The following is a 20,003-nucleotide window of genomic DNA, read 5'->3' on the forward strand; positions in this document are numbered from 1 at the left end:
ACTCTGACCATTGATAATTCCCCCTTATCGATGGTGGTAGACGAGGAGCCAGAAATCGGCTTGAATGCGCCCTCGCCGCTCCTCTCACTTCCGGCCGCGATGCCCGATACCGCCCCTGCCCTGCTCCCGGATCCGACCCTCGCCCGAGAGCGCGACCTCGATGCCCTCGCCGGTCTCCTGCCGTTCGATGCCCGCGAGCGCCTGGCCGTCCTCCTCACCGACGAGGACGCCGCCACCCTCAAACACCTCGCCCGCTCCGGCATGGGCGCCAATACCCTGCGGGCGCTCGCCTCCGACCTTGGCTACCTCGAGGCCTGGTGCCTCGCCGCGACCGGTCATCCCCTGCCTTGGCCTGCGACCGAGGCCCTGGCGCTGAAGTTCGTCGCCCATCACCTCTGGGATCCAGCCGAGCGCGAGAGCGATCCCCGCCACGGCATGCCCAGCGCCGTTGAGGATGAACTGCGCACCCGCAGCCTGCTCCGGGTCGCCGGTCCGCACGCGGTCTCGACCGTGCGCCGGCGCCTCGCCCACTGGTCGACCCTGCACCGCTTCCGCGGCGCGGACGGACCGTTCAAGGCACCACGCCTACGGACCGCCCTGTCGTTGGCCGTGCGGGCGAACCGGCGGCCTCGCGCTCGAAAGAGCGCCCGAGCGGTCACCGCCGTGGTGATCGAGAAGCTGCTCGCCACCTGCCTGTACGAGCATCGCCTGGTCGACGTGCGCGACCGGGCGCTGCTGCTAGTCGCCTTCGCCTCGGGAGGGCGACGCCGGGCCGAGGTCGCGTCTTTGCGGGTCGAAGACCTGGTGCGCGAGGCGGCCGTGCCGCGCAATCCGGCCGACCCGGACGGTCCGATGGTCGCGAAGCTCACGATCCGGCTCGGGCGCACCAAGACCACGACGGCAGAGGACGACGCCCGGGTGGTGGTGATCGGGCGGGCCGCCACGGCTCTGATCGACTGGCTGGCGCTGTCGCGGATCGAGAGCGGGGCGGTGTTCCGGCGCATCGACCGCTGGGGCCGGCTGGGCGCGATGGCGCTCGATCCGCAAAGCGTGAACGCGATCTTGAAGGCGCGCTGCGCTCGAGCCGGGCTCGACCCCGCCCTGTTTTCGGCCCACGGCTTGCGATCGGGGTTCATGACCGAGGCCGGGAAGCAGGGCGTGCCGCTGCCTGAGGCGATGCAACTGTCGCAGCACCGCTCGGTTCAGCAGGCTGCACGCTACTACAACGAGGCCGAAATCGATCAGGGAAAGGCCGTCCGGCTTATTGGATGAGGCGAGGACCAGCACGGGTCAGGTGAAAAACGGCTGGAGAGTTGCACGGCGGATCGATGCTATCCGGATCGGCAGACGCATGATTACCGCTGGCCTATCTCAGGTTCGCGGATCGCCCTAAGCTGTCACGGTATCGACGCGTTCAGGATCGAGCCTCGCGATCCGACAACCACGCTCCCACACTGCGGCGCTCACTTGAACCATTAGGTGCGACGTCGCCAATGGCTGTGGATTAGCCCGACCGTGTTTCACAGAAGCCATGCCTGCTTGTTGCGCTAGCACGGCTACCATCGTACAGATGGGCCAGATTTCTCGTTGCTAGCAACAGGCATTTGTGGGCATCAGGACGATCCATTACACGCAGGAGCAGGCTAGAGAAGCTGTCGGTGTCTCGGCCGAGAAGCTGCGTCACTGGCGGAAGTCGGTTCCATATCTCCGACACAAGACCGGCAAATCGGCGCGGTTTACCTTCTCCGATCTGCTCGGCCTCGCCGTCACCCTCGAGATCGTTGGCCGGCTTGGCGTGGGAGTGGGGGCGGTTGGAGCAGGCGTCAGCGAGCTCTTCGAATTGCTAGGTCGGGCCGAGCTCTCGCGACTCGGCCAGACTGTCGCGGTTGTGACCTCCGACGAGGCTCGACTGTGCGCGGCGGGAGAGGTTCCATGGTCACAGCCGGGCGACGCAGTCCTTGCGGTGCCGTGCTGGCCGTTGATCGAGCGGTTAAGCGGCCTGCTGCTGCCGATCCCGCCTGAGCCGCAGTCGGCGCATCCGTTCCCGCCCCAAGCCTTGCGGGTGAACGCCCGATGAGCCCGAGCCCGCTCAACCGCGTTCTTGAAGCGACCGGCTACCTCCAGAACGGCGTGCCAGCTCACGGCGTCCGGTTGGGCTCCGACGCGCGCCGAGATCGGCGGGGCCGGTCATTCGTCCCCGACGCGCTGTGGCAGGGCACTTCGTCGCTAACCGTCTACTTCAAGTATGGCGGCGCGCAGGTTGACGAGGCCGAGATCGAAGATTGGCGCCGGCAAATCTGGAACGAAGGCTTTGCGCCCCTGCTATGGGTCGTCTCGCCGCAGCGGGTCGAGCTCTACAACGGCTTCGGACGTCCGGTCTCACGTGACGAGGCGAGCCGGCACCGGCTACGGACCTTCACGACGATCGAGCGTGAGCTTCAAGAGCTCGATGAACTGGCGGGTCGGCTCGCGATGGAGACCGGGCAGTTCTGGCTCCGGCCCGGTACGGTCAATCGCAAGACGAGCGTCGATGAGCAGCTACTCTCCGACTTGGCGGCACTTGAGCGCGATCTGATCCGTGCCGGCCTCAATCGCGCTACCGCTCAAGGCCTGATCGGCCGGTCGATCTTCTCGCAGTACCTCATTGATCGGAAGATCGTAGGGCCCGCGCGCCTCGCCGCTGAATGCGGCGCCGGGACCCTGTCAGCAGCCCTGCGCGATCCGGTCGCGACGGAGCGCCTCTTTGCCTTCCTCGCCGGGACCTTTAACGGCGACATGTTCCCGCAGAGCGCGGCGACCGAGAACCTGTCCGAACGGCACCTGTCGCGTGTCGCCGATTTCCTAGAAGCGGTCGATCCAGAGACCGGCCAGCTCACCTTCTTTCCCTACCAGTTCGATGTTATCCCGGTTGAGCTGATCAGCTCTATCTACGAGCAGTTCGCGCACTCGAAGGCGGGTGCGGCGGCGGACGGCGCGCTTGCGGCTGATGAGATCGCGCCGCCACTCGAAGTAGAGGATGCGCCTGACGAGCAAGCGGATGCCGCCAGTGACGCTGTCACGGCCGCCCAAGCCAGGCGACGGGGCGTTCACTACACGCGCTTGCCGGTCGTGTCGCTCATCCTCGATGAGGTAATGAACGACATCACGGGCAAGGAAACCATCATTGACCTGACGTGCGGCTCAGGCGTTTTCCTCGTCGAGGCACTTCGGCGGCTCGTGGCGCGCAAGGGCGGCGAGATACCCACACGCGAGCTGATCCGATCAACCCTCTACAATCAGGTCTATGGGGTCGACATCAGCGACGCCGCGATCCGGGTAGCGGCGTTCAGCCTCTACCTCGCAGCATTGGAGCTCGATCCTGACCCGCAGCCGCCGGAAGCGCTGAGGTTCAAGCACCTCATCGGCCGTACCCTGTTGGTCGGCGACGCACGAGACATCGAGAGCAAGCCGGAGGGCTCGTCGCTGCTCGATGAGACGGGAGAGCGGCGACGCTTCGACATCATCGTCGGCAATCCACCCTGGACCTTCCGGGGTAAGAAGGGGACGGAGGATCGTCGAACCCGTTCGCGCCCAGGCGCGCCCCGCCAGCCGCGCGGCGAAGGCCTCGACTTCGTGCTTCGCGCCGCCGAGTTCGGGCATGAGCAATCCCGCTATGGCATCGTGCTAAGCGCGATGCCGTTCTTCGCCGGCAGCAAGACAGGCGCCGCCGCGGCGCGGCACGTGGTCCAGCGGCTCGCGCCCGCCACGCTCGTCAACCTGGCCGCGCACACAAAGTGGCTCTTCCCGACGGCTAAAATGCCCGCCGTTGTCCTCCTTGCACGTCACCGTCCGCAAGATCCAGACCAGTTCACCGTGGTGAACGTTCCTTGGTCACCCTCGGCCGAGCGGTCCTATACCTTCGAGATCGCGCCTGGGGACGTGACTGTTGTACCGCTCGCGAGCTGGGAACGAGACCCAGAACGGCTAAAAACAGCCGCCTTCGGACGCGGCCGCGACATGCTATTGCTCGACGAGCTCAGGACGCGCTTTTCGGATCTGGATGCTTGGCTCGCCTCGGTCGGCTCCGTCTGGCGCGATGGGCTTATCCTCGGAAAGCCGCACCAGCGCACGCGAGACGCCACACACCTGCAAGGCCTGGAGGTTCTTAGCACGAAAGACCTCGCGCCGTTCCTCGTACCTACCGGCCTTCCCACTTTCGAGCACCCGACAGCGCAATGGCCACGCGCGCGGGAAACGTATCGAGGCCCGATCCTGCTCATCAAGGAGTTTCTAAGAGCGGGACCGCGTCCGGTGGCGGCCGTCGTTGATCGCGACCTCGTCTATATGGACGCCTATTTCGGGGCTTCCGTAGACAAGGCACACCGCGAAAGCGCGCATCTCATCGCCGCGGTGCTCAGCTCGGCCCTGGCGTCGTGGTTCTTCTTCATGACCGCCGCTGAGTTCGGCATTTGGAAGCGCCGCCTGCTGACCAACGATGTCGGGCTCCTGCCGCTGCCCGACCCGGGCGGAGCAAGCCAGACGGAAGCCGGACAACGGCTTCTGTCGCTGGAAGGAAACTTCCGCGCCAATGGTGTCGATCCACAGCGCTGGGACGCGCTCGATGAAGCCGTCTTTGACCTTTACGGCCTCGACCCGACCGACCGCATCGTCGTCCGCGACGGCCTAACGCGCGCGGGCTGGCAATGGGCGGGAGGTCGCGAACTTGCGGCCGGGCCTGCGGAAGTCGAACGCGACCTGACGCCTTACGCCGACGCCTTCCTAAGCGGGACTGGAGCTTGGCTGCAGGCAATGCCTGATCAACGCATGCGGGCCGAAATCATGAACCTGGCGAATGGCGCGCCGCTCCGCGTCATCCGGTTTGTTCTCGAGGAGGGCAGTAGTCCTTCGACCGTGGAGGTTTTGCCGGTCGAAGGTGAGCTCTCGGCCTTGCTCGACCGCATCGGTCAGCGCCTCCACGTCCGCCTCGGCTCGGCCCTGATCGGCGAACGCGAGTTGCGGGTGCACGGGGCCGACGAGGTAGTGATCATCAAGCCGGCCTCTCGGCGCTTCTGGATGCCGGCTACGGCGCTCGAAGACGCCGACGCAGTTATCGCGGAGAGTTTTGCTGGGGACGTTGCGTGAGGATCCCACTCGGTCAGTCGGCGGCGGTCGGCCGCACCTTCATCAAGCTCAGCCCCGCCATCACCATCGCGATCCTCCGCACCGTTGAAGCCGGCTGGGTCATCGCCGCCGCGAACGCGGCCGTGCACGTAGGGGCGGACGAGGTCGCGATGACCGAGACCCTGCGCGACGCCATGCGCGAAGCGCTTACTCGGCAACACTTTCCCTGGCGCAAGACGATGATTATCGCGCCAGGATCGGAGTCGCGGTCACGTCCAGGTATGGTAGCCCCAGACGGCCGCACCGATATCCCGGTCTACTTGACCCGCGTGTTTGCGCGCTCGGGCGAGCACGATCCTCACGCGGTCATCGAGTGCAAGCGCGTCGCCGAAGGAGATGCCAGCCTCGCCCGCGAGTATGTGGTCGAGGGCATCGATCGCTTCCGGAACGGCAAGTATTCGGAGAACCATGCGCGCGGCTTCATGGTCGGTTATGTTCTCAAGGGGCCGCCTGACGCCGTGGTCGAGGGGATCAACCGATATCTGATCGGACGCAGCCGGACCGCCGAGCTGCTCGCCGCACCTGGCGACCTCGACATAGTTGGTTGGGCGAGCGAGCACGTCAGGACGTCGCCCCGAGCGCCGATCTTACTCCACCACGCTATGCTGGCCGTCTGAAGTGGGCCACCTGTGCGCTGACACCCTTCACCCGGCCGACCGTCATCGCCGCTGTCGAGCTGCTGGAACGACACAGCCAAGCGAGCTTCGATCAGCTTGTCCTTAGGCTTGAACTCGAAGACGCGATCCCGGTCGGCACCGCGCTGAGCGTCGCGAAGAAATGCGGCCTTCTCGGGCGGGCGGCGCTCCAGCGCCCGACCCACGTCATCCAGACGGTGGACGGAAGTGCGACCCTGGCGGAGGCGATCGTGCGCGAGGCGGTCCGCATGCTGAGGCCTGATGCGACCCAAACGAGCGACGTCACGCTCCTCCGCGGCCTGGCGCGTGACGGCTACACCGTCACCTGGGACGATCGCCAACGGCAGGCCACGCTCCGGGCCACCCTCCCGGGCGAGATCCTGCTTCCGGAAAGCGACGACGAGGTCCGTCAGCTCCTGACCCACTTCCAGTTCGCGACGCCCCTCGGTCACCTTGGGCAGGCGATCGAGGCCCACACGCGTGGCGACTGGGCCGCCGCCAATGGACAGCTTCGCACTTTCCTGGAAAGCCTATTCGACGATATCGCCCGCGCGATCCGTCCCACAGAAGCGGCGCAGCGATTGACCTCGGAGAACCGGCGCGCCCTGCTAGCCGATATCGGATTTCTTGCGAGCAACCGCAACGAGTGGACGCCGGACGGCAAGAACTACATTAACGGCCTGTTTAAGATGCTGCACACCGAAGGTTCACACCCTGGCCTGTCGGATGAAGATCATTGTACGTTCCGACTTCACCTCGTCTTGGTAACGGCAAGAACGTTTTTGCGCCGGCTTTACTATCAGAAATGAGGAACACTCGCCCTGCTGACAGCGCGACACACACGAGCGGCAGCGCTGTCGGCCGCTGAAAATTTACTAAGACATTGATTTATCTGTATTTTTGTGCGATAGTGCTTTTGTTGATTGGTTGACCGGCGCGCCGCGCTGGCGCTGATCAATGTGAGCCACGGAGCCTTTTGATGCACCAGCGACCACCCTCCCTCGCCCGGCGTCGATCGCCGCCGCTGCCCCGCCAGCGCGCTTTCCACTTCAGACTCTCCACTAAGGCCCCCGCTCCGGGGGCCTTCTTCGTTTCAGGGGCCTGCTGATGAGCGCCAAACCTGCTCCCAAGCTCGTCGCCGAAGTGCCGCTGCGACCGATGACGCCCGCCCTCGTCCTGTTCGGCCGCGATGATGCCGGCCGACCTCGGGCCGCCTGGTTCGATGCCAGCGAGACCAAGCTTGCAGCGCAGGCGGCCGAGGTGATGAACCTCCGCATGTTGCCGCTCGCCGACGACGAGCAGCGCGTGTTCGCCGATCAGTTCGCCCATGGCCGGGTGTTCAGCAGCGGCCGCGCCTTCGTGCCCTACGTTCGGCGCGAGCTCTTCCCCCGTCTCCTCGAGCTCGCCGGCGTTCGAGCAGACCCCGACGCCCCGAACCCGGTCACAGCGGCTAAGGTGGGGCTACCAGCGGCTGCGAACACACAGACGAGTGGGACGGCGCCTCGTCCACCGGCCGCCCATCAGCCCCCCGCCTCGCCCAGTCCCTTCGTCGGGCACAAGCTGCCTCGCGACCGCGATGAGATCGGGCTGGGCAGCGTCGTGCTCGCCCACGAGGGACCCGACGAGGGTTGGTGGGAAGCGGAGGTGATCGGGATCAACGGCACCGTCCACTCGCTCCGTTGGCGCGACTATCCCACCCAAGCCACCATCCTGCGCCGGGCCGACGAACTCGCCCTACTGCCGCCCGGCAAGGCGTAGCCAGCTCGTGCCCCGCACCTGAGCCACAGGCTGGCTCGGGTGCCCAGCGGCAGGCGCCTCCGCGCCGCCACTCACCCTCCTTCCGACAATCGAGGCTCTCATGCTGACCACCGTCCTCGACGTGGATCGCACCCGCGCGCTCAACGACATCCTCCGCCGCTCCCTCTCGGGCGGTCTGCTGATGCTCACGGCTGGCGTCATCGCCCTCGGCCGCGAACGCCAGCAGATCATTCTCGACGCCATCGCCACCTATGACGCCTTCACGCCCGACAACGACCCGCGGGGGGAACACGATTTCGGTGCGCTCGAAGTCACGGGCGAGCGAGTGTTTTTCAAAATCGACTACTACGACCGCGCGCTGAAGGGGCACTCGCCGGATCCGGCCGACAGCAGCATCACGACGCGGATGCTGACGGTCATGCTGGCCGGGGAGTACTGACGTGGCCGGACACAGATTGTTGGCCTCGGCCATTCCAACCCCCGGGCCATGGTTGATGCGCGGCACGGCCGGACCGGGCGCATCGCCCGCGCAAATCATGCTCGGGGTCGAGCCAGCAGCCGAGGACCGGCTAGGTGGCTGGCCCTACTTCATCCGGCGGGACGCGCCCGTCGAGCCCGGGGGCTGCCCGCTGCATATCGCGACTGGCATTCAGCGGCTGGCCGACGCACAGCTCATCGCGGCCGCTCCGGACCTCGCGGCGACGCTGCTGCGGCTGCTGATTGCCCCCGCGCTCGGTGCTCGTAACCTCGATGCCCGCACGCGCGACGCGATCGATGCAGCATGGCCGCTGCTGATCCGGGTCGCCCCGCAGCTGGAGATCGGGTCGTGAGACCGGGTTGAAGCTCATCCCGCCTTTGCGCGCCGACCGGCCCGCAAGGGCTGGGGCCGCTCCGCCCCGGGGTCGGGCTCAATGAGCAGGGTCGCGACCGGTACTGACAGTGCGCGCGCGATCGCCTCCAAGGTGGTGATCGTCACGTTTTCCGAACCGCGCTCGACCCGGCCGACATAGGCCCGGTCGATGCCGGCCGTGAGCGCCAGCCGCTCCTGCGACAGCCCCTGCTCGACCCGCAGGCGCCGCAAGTTCCAACCGATGATCGCCCGCGCGTCCATGGCAGCACAGGGCCACGGCAGCGGCTTGACAATCGACGGTCCGACAGTCTCAGATTTTCTGCTGCCTGCCGGCTGTCGGTCCCATCCCCCAGACCTTCTCCTCACAGAGGGCCGTCACCGACGGCATCGCCATGTCGTACACTGGCCTATTCCTGCCCCTCGGCGTGCTCGCCTCCGTCGCCGCCTGGAACCTCGCTCGACACAAAGGCCTCGACCCCTACCGCTGGTCGGTCGTGTGCCTCCTGTTCTTCCCCGCTCTTCTCGCCCTGGCCCTCGCCAAGAAGCGCCAGCGCATGGGCGACACCCCCGCCTTCCGCGAGCAGTGGGCGACGCTCGCCGCCTACGACGCCGACATCAGGGCTGCGGTCGAGCAGCTCTCGACGCTTGGGCCAGCAGCGGTGGATCAGTTCCGGCTGTCGTACGCCGACGTGCAAACCAAGGAAGCGATCCCGCTTATCCTCGCCGACCTGGAGGCACGGTGGGCCGCCGGCGACCGCTTCGATGGGCTCTACGCCCGAACCGCGCAGCTAGACGAGCTTCGGCGACAAGGGCAGCTCACCGAGCGGGACTACGAGGATCAGAAGCGCCAGCTGGCGAAACGAAGCCGGTCCAAGGCGCTGTGGTCGGGTTGGTGGTGGAAGGCGCCCTTGCTCCTGGCAGTGCTGTGGCTGATATGGCCCCGCAACGGGGTAGTCGGCCTCCCGACCTGCGAAGCCGAGGCGTCTCGGGAGTTGGTCCGGCGGGCCATCGAGGACGCCGACGATCGTGGACAAGTGCACCGGCGGCTGCTCGCTCTCGACCAGATCCGCGAATTGAGCTTCAACTCGGAGCAGCAAGATCGCACTTGCGTTGGTTCGGCGGTGCTGAACTCGGGAGAGCGACGGATCCTGTGGCGGATCTACGTGCGCGACAATCGCATTCTCACAAGCGTGTCAGGGTTCTAGCGTCGGCCGGTCTCGATGCGGCCGACGCCCTTGAGGTCCTGCCGGCCCCCTGCAATTGGGGGCCGGTACCCAGCCTCACTTCGAGGTCGGCACCGTGAACACGATGCACTTCACCTTGGCATTGGACCAGCGTGGCGTTGTCACCGCCCATTCGTAGCCCCGGTCCGTGGGGTACTTCCCCGCATCCGTCTTTGCCAGCGCGCCTTGCTCGTCGACCTGAGCTCGCCTTGTCTTTGAGGCGGCCTACGAAGGCACGCTGCTGGTCCGTCTACGCAACGCATCCCGCGGCGCTTTGAGTCGCGTGATGTTCCCGCGACTTGGCGGGGGCGCCTTCGGCAACGCGGACGCCTGGATCGACGGAGCCATGCGGCGGGCGCTGCTACTGGCACGAGGGCACGACCTTGGACGTATTTATCGCCACCTATGGACCCCCAGCTTCGGGCCTTCGTTTCGTCAATCTTAGCTATCCGAGATAGTCTGCTGACTAACCCGTCCGCGCTGCCTCGTAAGATTTCATAACCAGTCTGTCCTAACCGGATCCAACACTGATTTCTTAAATCAATGATCGGTAAATATAATTTCAGTCGCAGTTTCCCCCGACCGTTGGTATGCCAACGCTTTCGAGGCCTGCATTCATCAGCTTGCAATGTGCTTCCGATGCGGAGTGCATATGGAGAGTCATGTGCATACAGACACTGATTTCCACATTGACACATTGATACATGCCTACAGCGACATGCTGATCATGAAGATGGGAGAAGGGTGCACCCCCTACATCCTCTCCCTCCTATACAAGCCCCTTCGGGGACCCCGGGAATGGGTACTGGGGGAGATGAAGCAGGGGATCACTGAGGCCTACAAGACCCTCTTGCTCCGGGTTGCCCGCAAGCCCCGCTCCCCCGCCCACCGCAATCGCCTCCCCGAATGGGTCCTCGTTCCGGACTGGCCCGTGCCGAAGGGGGCCAAGGCGAGCCTGCGCGAGGTCACGCTCAACAACGGGCTGCACTACCAGGGGCTCGCCCTCATCCCGCCCCGGAGCCGCCTCCGTGAAGGCCTCGACGCTCATTTCGACACCCACCAGGCCCTCTACACCCGCGGCGCTGTCGCTCGCATCCACGCCGAGCCCATCACCGAAACGCCCCGGCGCGCCGCGTTTTACCTATTCAAGTCCCTCCAGCGTCGCCGAGCCGACTTCGACAGTGTGATCATCCTGCCCCGGGTGATTTCCGAGCTCGAAGATAGCGTCGAAGTACGTGGCGTACACTAGGCGAATTCATGGTTTTATTTGACCAAGCTATATATAGATATTTATAATAGACTATTATTAAAATCTCGATTATATTGACGATTGGGTTGACAGTTTGTGGCGAAGAGTTTGCAAATCGCTGGGGCAGCTGCCTGCCCCAGCGCATAAGTCATATTCAGCGGCGCTTCCAGACCGCTTTGCGCGCCCGGAGCCGCAGGAATTCTTTATCTGTACCGCAGCAGATCACGTGGATCACCGCCTTCTGTCCCTCCTTCATATTCAAAAAGCGGGACTGCTGTTTCAAGTTGACCTCGAGCTCGATGGTCCGCCGCCCCGCCGGGTCACGACCACGCTCGACCACCGGCGTCACCCCAAACTCGAGATCATCAAGGATATCGAACTGCTCGCCATCCTCGGTGTCCTCATCACCGCCGCCGTCCATCACGCTCTCCTCGCCCTCCCCCGCTTCAACATCGTCCGGCTCCTCGAAGGAGGCGCCCTCTAAATCGGCCAGGATCATGTCCTTCGGCGCACTCACCCGCTTATCATCCAAGTTGTAGTACTGCTTGGCGGCGGCGTAGTCCTCTTCGGTCCGAATTTGCTTGCGCCCCTTCTTCGGCTTGAGCGCCTCCCGCTCCAGATAGGCCTCGTAAAGCTTCTCGATGCCACCGGCCTGCTCGATCTCCTCGGCTACGAGGTGGACCGGCGTGCCGACGGTCATGATCTCGTGGAGGGCGGCAGCGTACTTGCCGGTACGGCTGCGCGCCTGCTTGGACGTCGCGTCGCACACGTAGTTCATCGTGTGTCGCAGCGCGTCAGTATGGTGAGTACGCGCCTTCAGCTTTTGCTTGCCGGTCTGGAAGAACGGCTGATCGAAAAACGCCTTCCAGGCCTTATAATCATTGGAGTAGTGGCGACCGACGCCGACGCACATGGCCAGCACTTCGTACAGGTCGCGGCGGTAGCCCGCCTTCAGCTTGCGGAACTTGGACTGGGCTTCCAACGCCAGTCCGTTCGGGTTCTCCTTGATGCGACGCCGAAGGTCCGAATTATCCGGCGGGAACGGTCCGCGACCGTTGCTGCCCTCACTGGGCTCCGTCGTCCAAGCATCATCCGACTGCTCGGGCTTCTTCGTGCCGCGCTTGCGCTTCGTCATGATAGTTTGGCCTTGGTGGAGCAACGCGCGCCGTTCTCGTTACGAGAAATGCAGGGTGTCGCGGGTGCGCCGTTGCTGATGAAGGGGGGGGCCGCCGCGGAGGGGGATGAGCCCGACCGTGGCGGCGTGTTGAAGGAGCGCCTAATGGTAACGGCGCTGTATCAGCCGACGCGCTTGCGCTCGCCCGCCGCGATGAGGGCAGCAACGGCTTCCTGGTAGGGCCACTGCTCGTCGCCCGTCCAGCCCATCGGCTTCTCCGGCGGATGGAGCGACGCGGGGAAGGTTTCGCCCAGGATCAGTTCCAAGATTTCGATCTGCTCAAGGCCGAAATGCAGACCGAGACCGACGAGACCGGAGTAGTCGATGATCACCGGGCGGTCGGTGGTGTAGCCGATGCGCCAGCGCACACTGCTGCCAATGGGATGGACTCGGCGCTGATGCACGTCGTACATCAACGGCTTGGTCGAGCTCTTGTTCTGTTCCACCATGTTGTGGCCTCCAGCCCTCGAGTTGAGGGCAAGGCCGTTCTACGCCACGTCACATCGAGTAGGGGGTCGCGCTGCGCGGCGACCCCCTTCTAAGTCTATGATTCTTCGTAAGAAACTGCATCCAGCAGATCCTCAGAGAGGGGCTGGAGCGGCGGTGCAGCGGGGGGTATCGGATGGACGAGGTTGAGTGTTAGGAGCTCGTAGCCTCGCTCCTCCAGTCGCGCCTTCACAAATTGGTACTCGCCAACCGCTCGTCGCAACCCTGACAAATCCCCAACCTTACCTAGTAAATTTTTAGCGAAAGGCGCCCAACCAGTTCTCTTTGGCTGAAATATCTGGCTTCCAAAGTGGCTATTCCAAACAAACCCCGCGAGGAAATCCCACTCTTTTCGACATTGCTTACCCACTGTTGCGCCACCTAAATACGGATAGAATTTTCTGATCGTGGCGTGTGCATCGGTGCCTTGCTTTTGGTTGAAGAGAGATAGAGCTGTTTTCCACCCTCCCTTCGGCCCGGTGTCGTCAACATAATAGCGGAGAGAAAAGTCATACAATGGGGCGCATCTTCGCTGATGTCGGCGGCGGATCTGTAGTTTCAGATCGAGCGTTCTTGGACTATGCGCAACAGCAAATTTCCGAATACTGTCAGGACTTCTAAGTATATTTTTTAATATATCTCTGGCGTTCGAATCATCCAGATAGTTTGCAACTGGATTTCCTTCAATTTTATACGCCCTATCAATGCGTCGCAGCAGCTTGATCGCCGCACAAGCATATGCTGAGTTCAGGATATCGCTGCTTACTGTCAAATACCGATTAGGAAACTCCCTTTTGTCTCTTTGCCTGTCGTTGAGTTTATGCCCAAAAAGGACTGCAATTTGCATTTCGTAAAGGCGAATAGCTCGCAGATGCAGGGAGTTCTGCTCATCTAACACAAAATTTATAGCATCCGATACATTGTAGATGCGATATTTGGAATTTTCTAACTGATTCATGCGTATCCTCAAGCTTACTACAAGCGAACCTGACTTTAGTGCCTAAGAAGATATGGACCTGCCTGCGCTCCCGACCAGCTGTACGCACTTACTGTCTAAGTGCACGGCCACGGATGACCATAATCCGTGCTGGTAGGTCGAGCTTAACCACAGGGCGTGATAGGCTGCCGCAGCACGTAGGCCCGCGGAGCCGGGGAGCAGGGATGCCGATCCGGCCGGAGCACCGCTTTTTCTACCCCATCGACTGGCCCCAACTCTCCGACGCCATCCGCTTCCGCCGGGCGCGGGGCCGGTGCGAAGCGTGCGCCCGTCCGCACCTGCAGCGGGTCTTCCACCTCGGCGATGGTCGGTGGTGGGATGCCGAGATTTCGGGCTGGCGCGATGGCCAAGGCCGCCGGCTCCGGCAGCGGCTGCGCAACGAAGACTTGCTCGCCCGGGTTCGGGTCACGCGGGTGGTGCTGGCGGCAGCCCACCGCGATCACGACACCTCCAACAACGAGAGCGCCAACCTCGCAGCGTTCTGCCAACGCTGCCACATGCTGCACGACCGCGACGAGCATCAGCGCCGCCGCTGGCGGACCCTGTTCCGGCGCAAGGCCATGGGTGACCTGTTTCAAGGCCCCTACCCCGTCGCTCCGACAGCGCCCACTATCTCCAATCAGAGATCGCCCTGATGTTGGCGGCGTGAGCCGCACGCAAATGCGAGCAGCATCTACGCCGCATCGCTAATTTCCCGACACGGTAAAGTGCTTGCGTGTGCAAACACTGCCGGCTTGCCTTGGAAGATGCCACAAGCTGGCGCGCGATGTTTCGCGCTAAGGTGCACGTCTATGGGCGTGCATATGGTTTGTCGTGTCGAGATAGAGCCGATTTAGCACATGGGCTTTAGGAACACACTACTGAGAAAGCACTCCCCCACCCCCTTACAGGAGACATAGGTATGCCCAGCCCCTCTCCCCTTTCTCCCCTCTCCAGGAGCGATCAGATCAACCAGCTAATAGGGGGGTACGGGCATATCGCGATGGACCTCGTTGCTGAAGGCTGGACCCCCTACCTCCTCGTCCTCAAGTTTCACCACCTCGGCGGGCGCCGGGACGCCGTCCTCGCCCAGATGAAGCGCGAAGCGGAGCGGGCGCACGGGTGGCTGTGTGAGCGAGTGTGGCGCAATGCGAAAGCGCCCAGTCGCCGGCCGTGGATGCCTTGCTGGATCCTTGTCCCCGACTTCCCCGTCGCGAAGCGGGCGAAGGTCCGCCTGCGTGAGCTGGTGCCGAATGATGGGCTCCACCTGCAGGGAGTCGCTGTCATGCCCCCCGGGGGCCGCCTCCGCGAACCGCTCGACGAGCACCTGGGCGCGCGCGGCGCGCGCTACTGCCCCAGGGGCGGCCCCCTCACGTCGATTACGGCCACGCCCATCGTGGCTGGTGACGTTGCCTACGTGAATACCTACAACTTTAAGGCCGTGCCCCGAGGCCGAGCCAGCTTCGACGACGTCCTGGTCCTGCGCCCCTCCTCGGCCGAGCTCGACAGCAAGCCTCGGCCGGCAAAGGACCCTTGGCGGCACCCCGTCTTCGAACGGGACTAGCGGAAATTCAATCCCGCTTGACAGTGGGAGGGGCTGCTTTGGTCCAGGCTGCGTGGAGAACGCGATCCCTGCCCGAGCATCATGAACCTAGGTTTCATACCAGCGCCTATGCGAGCCGGCGCACTGGGCGACGGTTAGGTTCTGAGCCCAATCAGCTTGACCGCTGAATGTCTGCTGGGGTGGAGAGTTATCGTTGGGCTGCAACCCAGAACCGGACATTCGGCTCGGCGCCGATCTTCAGTTGCTTAGCAGGGCGGTGGCCGATCCCGCGGTTGGTGTACGTCAGCCGGATGGCAAGTTTCGGGAAATACGAACTCGACCTGAGTACCATCTATGTTGTCGTGCCCGTGACGCGAGCTAGGATAGTGACGATGGCCGCGTGCCCGTCTGGCACTTGTGGCGATTGAGCTGAACCGTCCGGCGCCAAGTTGCTTACGAAACGGTGCGTTAGCCACATACAAATGACGGCGGCCCTTGCGCCACGCCCTGTCGCATTTGGGCAGCCTGCCAAATAAAATTTTAGTGGTATGATCGTGCTGGAAGGCTGCTAGGTCGTCGAGGCGCGAGACAGCGGTAAGATCGGGCGAGGCATGTACGTACGTAGACTGTTCATCAAAGACATTCGTGCGATCGAGGCCTTCGACTTCAAGGTATCCGCTGAGGAAGCGCCTGGATGGCATGTAATTCTTGGTTCCAATGGCGCGGGTAAGTCGAGTGTTATTCGTTCACTTGCCCTTGCGCTCGCTGGGCCGCGGGAGGCTGTAGCGCTTCGCCAAAACTGGAACACTTGGATGCGCTACAAATCCGATGACAGCCGCATCCGTCTAGTTGTCGACTGTGGTAGCGTGGACATATTCACTGGCACTGGACGGCGCACTACCTCGGTCGACGTCGAGATCGGCTTTCGCCCAATTGAGTCGTCGATTGGTGGTCCGCGTGTCGAGGTCTCCGCAACGAGCGGGATAAAGACCGCCGAACGCTCGATTTGGGGGACTAATGCGGGCTGGTTCTCAGCCTCGTTCGGGCCGTTCCGCCGCTTCACCGGCGGCGACCAGCAATTCGACCGGCTGTTCTTCACCAACCCACGACTCGCCTCACACCTGTCGGCGTTCGGTGAGGATGTGGCGCTTACCGAGGGGCTGCGCTGGCTGCGGGAGCTGCGGGTCAAGCAGCTTGAGCAGAGCGAAGAAAATGGCGAGCTGCTCACCCAACTAATTGCTTTTCTAAATAGATCGTCGTTGCTACCGCATGACGCGCAGATCGCGGAAATTCGTGCAGAGGAAGTCATTATCGTCGATGGTGGCGGCGCGCGCGTCGTGGTCGAGCAGCTCAGCGACGGATATCGTTCAGTTCTGTCAATGATATTCGAGATTTTGCGGCAAATGACCAAATCTTTTGGGTCAAAACAGGTTATTGACGCACTTGACCAAGATGCAGGATGTGTTCGGCTGCCTGGCGTCGTCGCCATCGACGAGGTTGACGCGCACCTTCATCCTTCGTGGCAGCGCGACATTGGGCCTTGGTTCACGCGCTGCTTCCCCGATATCCAGTTCATCGTCAGCACCCACAGTCCAATTGTCTGTCGTACCGCCACGACTGTTTGGCGCCTCACAACGCCGGGCAGCGACGAACCATCAGGCCGCGTTGAGGGCGGTGTGCTTAACCGTCTCATCCACGGCTCCATCCTTGATGCTTATGGTACCGAGTTCTTCGGTCGCGACATCGCACGCTCGGAAGACTCTAAGGAACTGCTGCAAGAACTGGCAGTCCTGAACCGCAAGGCACTAAAGGGCATAGCAAACGACTCTGAGCGGGCGCGGATAGAGGAATTGCGACAGATCTTGCCCACCCGTGCCACAGATACTGCGGTCTCCTGACGATACAATGCTGAAAATTATCGAACGGCCGCTCGCCGCTAGCACTCGCACGACACTTCAAAGCCTGCAAGAGCTGATTGATGCTGAGTTGAACTACGCCTTGAAGGTCAAGGCGGCAAAGCGCGCGTGGGATACTAAAACATCAACCAAGATTAAGGCAGAAGCCTTTCAAGAAGTGCGCCAGACGCTCGCGTTGATGTGCGTGGGGCCAATCCGCTGCGCCTATTGCGAGGACTCGCTTGCTGATGAGATTGAGCATATTCAACCCAAGAGCTTCTTCCCTGAGCATGTATTCGCGTGGGAGAATTATCTGTTCGCCTGCGGCCCTTGTAACGCTCCGAAAGGCAGTCGGTACGGTATTGTAGCCGACGGTAAGATCACCGAGTTCGTCCGGGCACGTAAGGATCCAGTCATCCCGCCACCGAACGGCATTTCAGCGCTGATCGATCCGCGCGCCGAGGATCCCCTTGAGTTTCTTGAACTCGATATCGGGGGAATAACGCCCGACGGATCAGAGGTTCCCGCGACCTTTGACTTCCTGCCAAAGGATACAGCACCCGTAGATGCTCAAGCGCGCGCGGCGTTCACAATCGATGTGCTAGGTTTAAACCGTGAAGTGATGCGGGTCGCACGTGAGAACGCGTTCGGCGGCTTCCGTGCTCGATTGTACGAGTATGTCACTGAGAAGGGGACTGGCACATCCGCTGAACGGCTCAATGAGCTGCGCGACGATATCTTGTCCACACCGCACCTCACGGTCTTCGCCGAGATGCGCCGCCAACAAGCCTATCTGCCCGACGTCAAGGCGCTGTTCGCATCCGCTCCAGAAGCGGAAACCTGGCCTCTCGTCCCGCCGGATACGTAAGCTAATAACCTGATCCAAACAAATGACTACTACCCTTATTCGAAGTTTAAACAGCGGTCGGCCCGCCATCTGCCAGCATCGGTCGATCAAAGCTAATCAGCCTGCCCCGAACCGGACCTTCTGAGCTTCCGGTTCGGGTCGGAAGCGGCGGTCCAAGCCGAGTTGGCTCGGTGAAGGTTACGGAGCAGCTTTGAGCACCCGGTAGACACTCGCTCGACCGATCCCCAGTTGACGGGCAATCGCCGAGGCGCCTTTCCCCTCCCCCATCAGCGCCCGCACGGCCTCTGGATCGACCGTGCGCGCTCGCTTGTAGACGCCGGCCGCCTTGGCCTTCGCGATCCCCTCAGCTTGGCGCTCTCGACGTAGGTTAGTCTCGAACTCGGCGAACACCCCGAGCATGTCGAGGAACGCCTTGCCGGCGGCGGTCGAGGTGTCGATCGGCTGCTCGGTCGCGAGCAGGCCCGCCCCCTTCCCTCTTAGCTCGCGCACGATGTCCTGGAGGTCGCCGATCGAACGCGCCAGGCGGTCGACGCGGGTGACCACCAGCGTGTCGCCCTCGCGGATGAAGGCCAGCACCGTGCGCAGCTCGTCGCGCCCGATGGTCGAGGACCCGCTCACCTTCTCGGACCGGATGACATCGCAGCCGGCAGCCTTGAGCGCGGCGAGCTGCACGGTGAGGTCCTGGTCGAGTGTGGAGACGCGGGCGTAGCCGATCCGGGCCATGGAATGTCTCACAGGGTCTAGACGATCCCTTGTAGCTGTCTCACGAGCCGAGCTGCAACCCTGTGAGACAGGGCCGGGGCGTCTCACCGGTGCCGTCTCGCAGGGTGTACCCCGCGAACAGGGGGTGGTGCGGTCTGGGAACAGGATACGGGACGCATCCACACCCAAATACCCCTTTGCCCACTTGCGCCAGTGGTAACTTGGGATCTAGGGTTTGTGGGTTTTGGAGCTCTTGCCCGTACCGGGTCGCAAGATCGCATCCAAATACCCCTTTGCCCTAATGGGCCATAGGGTTCACGGGCTGTTGAGGTTTTCCACCTAATCCCCTTAGGGCGTTTCCCCTTTGGGGCATTGGCACACTTACCCACCTGGGAGCTTGGGCAATGGCGGTCATCAGCGTGTGTTCGACCAAGGGGGGCGTCGGCAAGACGACGCTCGTGATCTGCCTCGCCGACGCCTACGCCCGGCAGGGCGGCAACGTGGCAATCATTGATGCCGATCCGAACGGCCACGTCCTGACTTGGCGTGAGCGGGCAGGGGATGGGGGCCAGGTCGACGTGATCGGCGGCGTGACCCAGGCCAACATCCTCGACCGGATCAGCGAGGCCGCCGCCCGCTACTCGATCGTCTTCGTCGACCTCGAGGGCGCCGCCTCGCAGGCCGTGACCTACGCGATTGCCGAGTCGGACCTCGTGCTTATCCCCTCGAAGGTGTCGGGCATGGATCTGCAGGAGGTGTTCCGCACCTACGAGGTCGTCCAGCGCGCCGAGAAGATGCTCAAGCGCCGCATCCCGGCCCGGGTCGTTCTCACGCAGATGTCGCCGCTTCAGAGCCGCGTCGCGGCCCACGCCCGCGCCGAGATCCAGGCGGCGTCGATCCCCGTGCTCCAGACTGAAGTGATCCAGCGGGCCGCCTACCAGGCGCTGCACTTCACCGGCCTGTCGCCCTCGGCGCCGGACGGCGATGCCAAGGCCGCGCGCGAGGTCGGCGCCACCCTCGATGAGCTTCTCGCCATCCTCGCCGAGCAGCAGCAGGCCGCGTGATGACCAAGCCCGTGTTCCAGCCCGCCCCGCGCCCGAAGCCGCGCACATCACCCGAGGAGGCGCGCCAGCTCGCCGAGGCTGCCGAGGATCTCGGCTTCACCCGGCCATCGACAGCGCCCGAGCCCGAGCGGCCTGCTCCTGACGCTCCATCCGTACCAGACCCTGTACCCACAAGCCCAAATCCCCCTTTGCCCAAGAGGGCCAACGGGCAAAAGGATCCGGCGCTCAAGTTCAGCATTCCGGAGGAGGTCTGGACCGAGCTGCGCCAGCGCGCGCTCAACGAGCGGGTGACGGTCAAGTTTTTGGTCCTGCGGGCACTCGCGCGCGACGGATTCGCAATCGACCTCGACAATTTGCCCGAGGACGGGCGGCGCGTTCGGTAGCTCGTTACCCTCCCGCCCCGAATCCCTCACCGAGCGC

General features: G+C 63.3%; 21 protein-coding genes. 16 read left to right on the top strand and 5 right to left on the bottom strand.

Going from position 1 to position 20,003, the window contains the following annotated elements:
• Positions 1–99 precede the first annotated feature (99 nt).
• From FF100_RS28530 to FF100_RS28565, 8 genes are all read left to right on the top strand, one after another.
• Complete coding sequence (locus FF100_RS28530; protein ID WP_139039202.1) at positions 100–1,272, top strand: site-specific integrase; 1,173 nt, start codon at positions 100–102, stop codon at positions 1,270–1,272.
• Positions 1,273–1,606: 334 nt separating this feature from the next.
• Positions 1,607–2,077: a hypothetical protein gene (locus FF100_RS28535; RefSeq protein WP_139039142.1), complete on the top strand. Its 471-nt coding sequence runs from the start codon at positions 1,607–1,609 to the stop codon at positions 2,075–2,077.
• A complete protein-coding gene (locus tag FF100_RS28540) occupies positions 2,074–5,121 on the top strand; it encodes an N-6 DNA methylase (protein WP_139039143.1) in 3,048 nt (1,015 codons plus the stop codon). Before FF100_RS28535 ends, FF100_RS28540 begins: the two co-directional genes overlap by 4 nt.
• The gene (locus FF100_RS28545; protein ID WP_246102474.1) at positions 5,118–5,777 is read left to right on the top strand and encodes a hypothetical protein; all 660 of its coding nucleotides are present in this window, start codon (positions 5,118–5,120) and stop codon (positions 5,775–5,777) included. The genes FF100_RS28540 and FF100_RS28545 overlap by 4 nt, the downstream gene beginning before the upstream one ends.
• Complete coding sequence (locus FF100_RS28550) at positions 5,705–6,604, top strand: hypothetical protein (RefSeq protein WP_246102476.1); 900 nt, start codon at positions 5,705–5,707, stop codon at positions 6,602–6,604. Before FF100_RS28545 ends, FF100_RS28550 begins: the two co-directional genes overlap by 73 nt.
• A gap of 298 nt (positions 6,605–6,902) precedes the next feature.
• Positions 6,903–7,553: a hypothetical protein gene (locus FF100_RS38070; protein WP_246102478.1), complete on the top strand. Its 651-nt coding sequence runs from the start codon at positions 6,903–6,905 to the stop codon at positions 7,551–7,553.
• A 103-nt stretch (positions 7,554–7,656) separates the two neighbouring features.
• On the top strand, positions 7,657–7,992 hold the full coding sequence (locus FF100_RS28560; protein ID WP_139039209.1) for a DUF3768 domain-containing protein: 336 nt from the start codon (positions 7,657–7,659) through the stop codon (positions 7,990–7,992).
• A 55-nt stretch (positions 7,993–8,047) separates the two neighbouring features.
• Positions 8,048–8,383 (top strand): hypothetical protein, encoded by a 336-nt coding sequence (locus tag FF100_RS28565; RefSeq protein WP_139039144.1) that lies wholly within the window; start codon positions 8,048–8,050, stop codon positions 8,381–8,383.
• A gap of 14 nt (positions 8,384–8,397) precedes the next feature.
• On the opposite strand, the gene FF100_RS28570 is transcribed toward FF100_RS28565, so the two are convergent.
• Positions 8,398–8,664, bottom strand: coding sequence for a helix-turn-helix domain-containing protein (locus FF100_RS28570; RefSeq protein ID WP_139039145.1), 267 nt, complete (start codon positions 8,662–8,664; stop codon positions 8,398–8,400).
• Positions 8,665–8,795: 131 nt separating this feature from the next.
• Here FF100_RS28570 and FF100_RS28575 point away from each other — a divergent pair, with 131 nt between their 5' ends.
• A complete protein-coding gene (locus tag FF100_RS28575) occupies positions 8,796–9,608 on the top strand; it encodes a hypothetical protein (RefSeq protein WP_139039147.1) in 813 nt (270 codons plus the stop codon).
• Between the two features lie 832 nt (positions 9,609–10,440).
• Complete coding sequence (locus FF100_RS28580) at positions 10,441–10,875, top strand: hypothetical protein (RefSeq protein WP_139039148.1); 435 nt, start codon at positions 10,441–10,443, stop codon at positions 10,873–10,875.
• Between the two features lie 154 nt (positions 10,876–11,029).
• Here the strand turns inward: FF100_RS28580 and FF100_RS28585 are convergent, their stop codons facing one another.
• The 3 genes from FF100_RS28585 to FF100_RS28595 form a co-directional block, all read right to left on the bottom strand.
• Positions 11,030–12,010 (bottom strand): hypothetical protein, encoded by a 981-nt coding sequence (locus FF100_RS28585; RefSeq protein ID WP_139039149.1) that lies wholly within the window; start codon positions 12,008–12,010, stop codon positions 11,030–11,032.
• Between the two features lie 161 nt (positions 12,011–12,171).
• Positions 12,172–12,498 (bottom strand): hypothetical protein, encoded by a 327-nt coding sequence (locus tag FF100_RS28590; protein WP_139039150.1) that lies wholly within the window; start codon positions 12,496–12,498, stop codon positions 12,172–12,174.
• Between the two features lie 95 nt (positions 12,499–12,593).
• Positions 12,594–13,493 carry a hypothetical protein gene (locus FF100_RS28595; protein WP_139039151.1) on the bottom strand — a complete coding sequence of 300 codons (900 nt, stop codon included), beginning with the start codon at positions 13,491–13,493 and terminating at the stop codon, positions 12,594–12,596.
• A gap of 203 nt (positions 13,494–13,696) precedes the next feature.
• Here FF100_RS28595 and FF100_RS28600 point away from each other — a divergent pair, with 203 nt between their 5' ends.
• From FF100_RS28600 to FF100_RS28615, 4 genes are all read left to right on the top strand, one after another.
• A complete protein-coding gene (locus tag FF100_RS28600) occupies positions 13,697–14,167 on the top strand; it encodes a hypothetical protein (RefSeq protein ID WP_139039152.1) in 471 nt (156 codons plus the stop codon).
• 266 nt (positions 14,168–14,433) lie between these two features.
• Positions 14,434–15,075 carry a hypothetical protein gene (locus tag FF100_RS28605; protein WP_139039153.1) on the top strand — a complete coding sequence of 214 codons (642 nt, stop codon included), beginning with the start codon at positions 14,434–14,436 and terminating at the stop codon, positions 15,073–15,075.
• A gap of 590 nt (positions 15,076–15,665) precedes the next feature.
• Entirely contained in the window at positions 15,666–16,952 is a 1,287-nt protein-coding gene (locus FF100_RS28610; protein ID WP_139039155.1) for an AAA family ATPase, read from the top strand.
• Between the two features lie 7 nt (positions 16,953–16,959).
• A complete protein-coding gene (locus FF100_RS28615; protein WP_139039156.1) occupies positions 16,960–17,817 on the top strand; it encodes an HNH endonuclease family protein in 858 nt (285 codons plus the stop codon).
• A 177-nt stretch (positions 17,818–17,994) separates the two neighbouring features.
• Here the strand turns inward: FF100_RS28615 and FF100_RS28620 are convergent, their stop codons facing one another.
• The gene (locus FF100_RS28620; protein WP_139039157.1) at positions 17,995–18,540 is read right to left on the bottom strand and encodes a recombinase family protein; all 546 of its coding nucleotides are present in this window, start codon (positions 18,538–18,540) and stop codon (positions 17,995–17,997) included.
• A gap of 383 nt (positions 18,541–18,923) precedes the next feature.
• Between FF100_RS28620 and FF100_RS28625 the strand changes: the two genes are divergently transcribed.
• Both FF100_RS28625 and FF100_RS28630 read left to right on the top strand, forming a co-directional pair.
• A complete protein-coding gene (locus tag FF100_RS28625) occupies positions 18,924–19,583 on the top strand; it encodes a ParA family protein (protein ID WP_139039159.1) in 660 nt (219 codons plus the stop codon).
• Positions 19,583–19,966, top strand: a complete 384-nt coding sequence (locus FF100_RS28630; RefSeq protein WP_139039161.1) for a hypothetical protein — start codon at positions 19,583–19,585, stop codon at positions 19,964–19,966. The genes FF100_RS28625 and FF100_RS28630 overlap by 1 nt, the downstream gene beginning before the upstream one ends.
• Positions 19,967–20,003: the final 37 nt, after the last annotated feature.

Source organism: Methylobacterium terricola (genome assembly GCF_006151805.1).
Lineage (GTDB): Bacteria > Pseudomonadota > Alphaproteobacteria > Rhizobiales > Beijerinckiaceae > Methylobacterium > Methylobacterium terricola.

Excerpts from the sequence above, each read along its gene's own strand:
- FF100_RS38070 (WP_246102478.1), top strand. The coding sequence starts at position 6,903 with ATGAGCGCCAAACCTGCTCCCAAGCTCGTCGCCGAAGTGCCGCTGCGA.
- FF100_RS28625 (WP_139039159.1), top strand. The coding sequence starts at position 18,924 with ATGGCGGTCATCAGCGTGTGTTCGACCAAGGGGGGCGTCGGCAAGACG.
- FF100_RS28615 (WP_139039156.1), top strand. The coding sequence starts at position 16,960 with ATGCTGAAAATTATCGAACGGCCGCTCGCCGCTAGCACTCGCACGACA.
- FF100_RS28605 (WP_139039153.1), top strand. The coding sequence starts at position 14,434 with ATGCCCAGCCCCTCTCCCCTTTCTCCCCTCTCCAGGAGCGATCAGATC.
- FF100_RS28630 (WP_139039161.1), top strand. The coding sequence starts at position 19,583 with ATGACCAAGCCCGTGTTCCAGCCCGCCCCGCGCCCGAAGCCGCGCACA.
- FF100_RS28580 (WP_139039148.1), top strand. The coding sequence starts at position 10,441 with ATGAAGCAGGGGATCACTGAGGCCTACAAGACCCTCTTGCTCCGGGTT.
- FF100_RS28595 (WP_139039151.1), bottom strand. The coding sequence starts at position 13,493 with ATGAATCAGTTAGAAAATTCCAAATATCGCATCTACAATGTATCGGAT.
- FF100_RS28610 (WP_139039155.1), top strand. The coding sequence starts at position 15,666 with ATGTACGTACGTAGACTGTTCATCAAAGACATTCGTGCGATCGAGGCC.
- FF100_RS28540 (WP_139039143.1), top strand. The coding sequence starts at position 2,074 with ATGAGCCCGAGCCCGCTCAACCGCGTTCTTGAAGCGACCGGCTACCTC.
- FF100_RS28620 (WP_139039157.1), bottom strand. The coding sequence starts at position 18,540 with ATGGCCCGGATCGGCTACGCCCGCGTCTCCACACTCGACCAGGACCTC.
- FF100_RS28575 (WP_139039147.1), top strand. The coding sequence starts at position 8,796 with ATGTCGTACACTGGCCTATTCCTGCCCCTCGGCGTGCTCGCCTCCGTC.
- FF100_RS28565 (WP_139039144.1), top strand. The coding sequence starts at position 8,048 with ATGCGCGGCACGGCCGGACCGGGCGCATCGCCCGCGCAAATCATGCTC.
- FF100_RS28590 (WP_139039150.1), bottom strand. The coding sequence starts at position 12,498 with ATGGTGGAACAGAACAAGAGCTCGACCAAGCCGTTGATGTACGACGTG.
- FF100_RS28570 (WP_139039145.1), bottom strand. The coding sequence starts at position 8,664 with ATGGACGCGCGGGCGATCATCGGTTGGAACTTGCGGCGCCTGCGGGTC.
- FF100_RS28585 (WP_139039149.1), bottom strand. The coding sequence starts at position 12,010 with ATGACGAAGCGCAAGCGCGGCACGAAGAAGCCCGAGCAGTCGGATGAT.
- FF100_RS28600 (WP_139039152.1), top strand. The coding sequence starts at position 13,697 with ATGCCGATCCGGCCGGAGCACCGCTTTTTCTACCCCATCGACTGGCCC.
- FF100_RS28530 (WP_139039202.1), top strand. The coding sequence starts at position 100 with ATGCCCGATACCGCCCCTGCCCTGCTCCCGGATCCGACCCTCGCCCGA.